Source organism: Mesorhizobium sp. M2C.T.Ca.TU.002.02.1.1 (assembly GCF_003997225.1).
The window spans coordinates 1-2937 of record NZ_RZTO01000765.1 but is presented as its reverse complement, the minus strand read 5'-3'; the positions used below and the strand labels follow the sequence as shown (position 1 = coordinate 2937).

The 2937-nt window shown below is 67.6% G+C and carries 1 pseudogene; it reads left to right on the top strand.

The window, feature by feature from the left end:
* Window positions 1-2937 (top strand): annotated as a pseudogene (locus EOD07_RS29005) (translocation/assembly module TamB); the annotation flags it as partial.

Genomic DNA, 2937 nt, shown 5'->3' with positions numbered 1-2937 from the left:
GTCCTCGCTCGCCGGCACGCCGCTCGCGGGCGGGGTCAATTTCGCGCTGAGCGCAAGCGGTCCGCGCCTGGCGCCGGATTTCACGGTGTCAGCCGACAGCGCCAGCCTGACGGCGGCCGGCCGCACGGTGAAGGACATCAAGCTTTCGGCCAAGGGAAAGGCCGATGTCGCCAATCCGACCGCCGACCTCTCGCTGACCGGCAATGCCGAGGGGCAGGCGCTCGACATCGAGGCTTCGCTGGTGACCGCCGACGGCAAGCGCTCTATCAAAGGGCTCAGCCTGGCGCTCGGCGACAACAAGGTGTCGGGCGACCTCGCGCTCGATGACAAGTTCCTGCCGCTCGGCACGTTGACGCTTGCCGTGCCCGACATCGGACCGCTTGCGGCGCTCGGCAACCAGACCGCCACCGGCGATATCAACGGCACGATCGCCTTTGCCAAGGAGGGCGAGGCGCCGACCGTCACCATCAACGCGGCCAGCACGTCGATCGCGCGCGGCGATCTGGCGGCGAAAGCCATCACCGTCAACGCGCTGATCGCCAACTACCTGAAAGGGCCGGCGATCTCGGGCACGATCAAGGCAGACAATGTGACCTCCGGCAGCACGGTCGTCAGCGGCATCGGCATCGATTTGAAGCGCGACGGCGACTGGACGAACTTTACCGGCGGCGCCACGGCGTCCGGCATTCCGGCCACCGCAACCGGCCGTGTGAAGATCGCCAACGGCACGACGAGCGTGGAAATCACGTCCGGCGAGGCGACGGTGCGCGGCATCAAGGCGGCCATCGCCGAGCCATCCAGCCTTTCCATCGTCAATGGCGTGACGACAATCGAGAAGCTCGCGCTCAATCTCGGCGGCGGCTCGGCAACCGTTTCCGGCAGCGCTGGCCAGACCCTCGACCTGACGGCCAACCTCGCCAACCTCCCGGTGGCGCTCGCCAATGATTTCGTGCCCGGCCTCGATGGGGCTGGGACGGTGGAAGGCATGGCGCATGTCACGGGTCCGTCGTCCAACCCCGACGTGCAGTTCAACGCCAAGGTGGCGGGCGCCCAGACCAGCCAGACCCGGCAGGCGGGGTTCGGGACGCTGGATCTGGACGCTGCCGGCAGCTACACGCTGGCGGGCGGCGTCGCCCTGGACCACGCCACGCTGTCGGGCGAAGGGATTTCCGGCAAGGCCGCCGGCACCCTCAATCCCAATGGCGCCAGCGACTTCTCCCTCGACCTCACATCATCCGGGGCCAGCCTGCCGTTGACGATCGGCAGCGCCGAAAGCCCGGTCAAGATCGCTGTCCAGTCCTTGTCGGCAAAAATGGCGGGCGAGAGCACGCAAGCGCGGCTCGATGTGTCCGCAATCCTGCCGTCCATTGCCGCCAGCCAGGCCAAGGTGGACGGTCTGACGCTCGCGCTGCATTCGGATGCCTTCGACCTCAAGGGGCGGGCTGGTCAGGTTTCCGGCACGGTGTCGGTGGACAGGATCGGCCTCGATAATCCCATGATCGCGCCGCTGATCGCCGGCAAGGTCACGGCCAAGGTCAATGGCCGCCTGACAAGCGATGCCGTCGCCGTCAACAGCGGCTCGCTCACCAGCGATGCGCTCAACAGCCAGGTCGCCGGCCGGATATCGCTGGGCGACGGCGCGGTCGACCTCAACATGAAGGCCGATGTCGCTTCTTCCGCCCTGCCGGCCGCGGTGCGCGGCATGCTTGGCGAGACGGCTGAGTTGAGCGCCGTGCTGAGGCGCGATGCCAAAGGCAATGTCAATGTCGACGGGCTGAAGCTGAATTCTGGCGCGCTCAGCGCCGATGGCCAGGCGAGTCTTGCCGACGGCAAGCTCGCCGCCGGAATCAGGGGGGCGCTGAGCGATGTCTCGGGACTCTCGAAAGACGCCAAGGGCGCCATTGGCTTTGCCCTGAATGCGCAAGGCCCGGTCATCGCGCCCGACCTGTCGATGACGGTGGAGAGCGACCGGCTTACGGTCGCGGCGCGCGAGATCACCGGGCTGAAGCTTACGGCCAGCGGCAAGGCCGATGCCGCCAATCCGGCGGCGAATGTGCAGCTCACCGGAAATGTCGCCGGCCAGAACCTGCAGGGCAGCGCGGTGCTCGCCACGACCAATGGCAGCCGCGCGATCAACGGGCTTTTGCTGTCGCTCGGCCCGAACAAGATTTCGGGCGATCTCGCCCTCGACGACGCCTTCGTGCCGGTCGGCACCGTTTCGCTCGATTTGCCGGACATCGGGCCGCTCGCCGCGCTGGCGCTGGAAAAGGCAGAGGGCAATGTGCGCGGCACGATCGCCTTCACCAAGGCGGCCAACGGGCCGAATGTCGCGATCAAGGCGAACACTTCGGAGGTCAAGCGCGGCGATCTCTCGGCCAGGAATGTGGCCATCGACGCGCAGATCGCGAACTACATGGCAGCACCCGTCATCGCCGGCACGGTGCGCGCGGAGAGCGTGACGTCCGGCGGCACCGCCATCACCGGCATCAATGTAGATCTCAAGCGCGACGGCGACTGGACGGGCTTCTCGGGCGGCGCCACCGTCAAGAACATCCCGGCCAAGGCCGCCGGCCGCGTGAAGGTCGCCAACGGCACGACGACCATCGAGCTCGCGTCCGGCCAGGCGACCGTGCAGGGCATCAAGGCCGCGATCGCGCAGGCCTCGACGATCACCATCGCCAACGGCGTGACGACGCTCGACCGGCTGGTTCTCAATCTCGGCGGCGGTACGGCGACGGTGACGGGCAAGGTCGCGCAGGCGCTCGACATCAACGCCAATCTGGCGAGGGTACCGATCTCGCTCGCCAACAGTTTCTCGCCCGGTCTCGACGCGGCCGGCTCGATCTCGGGCACGGTCAAGGTCACCGGCGCGCCGGCGAGCCCCTCGGTCGCCTTCAACATCGATGCTTCAGGCGTGCAGACCTCGCAGACGCGCGG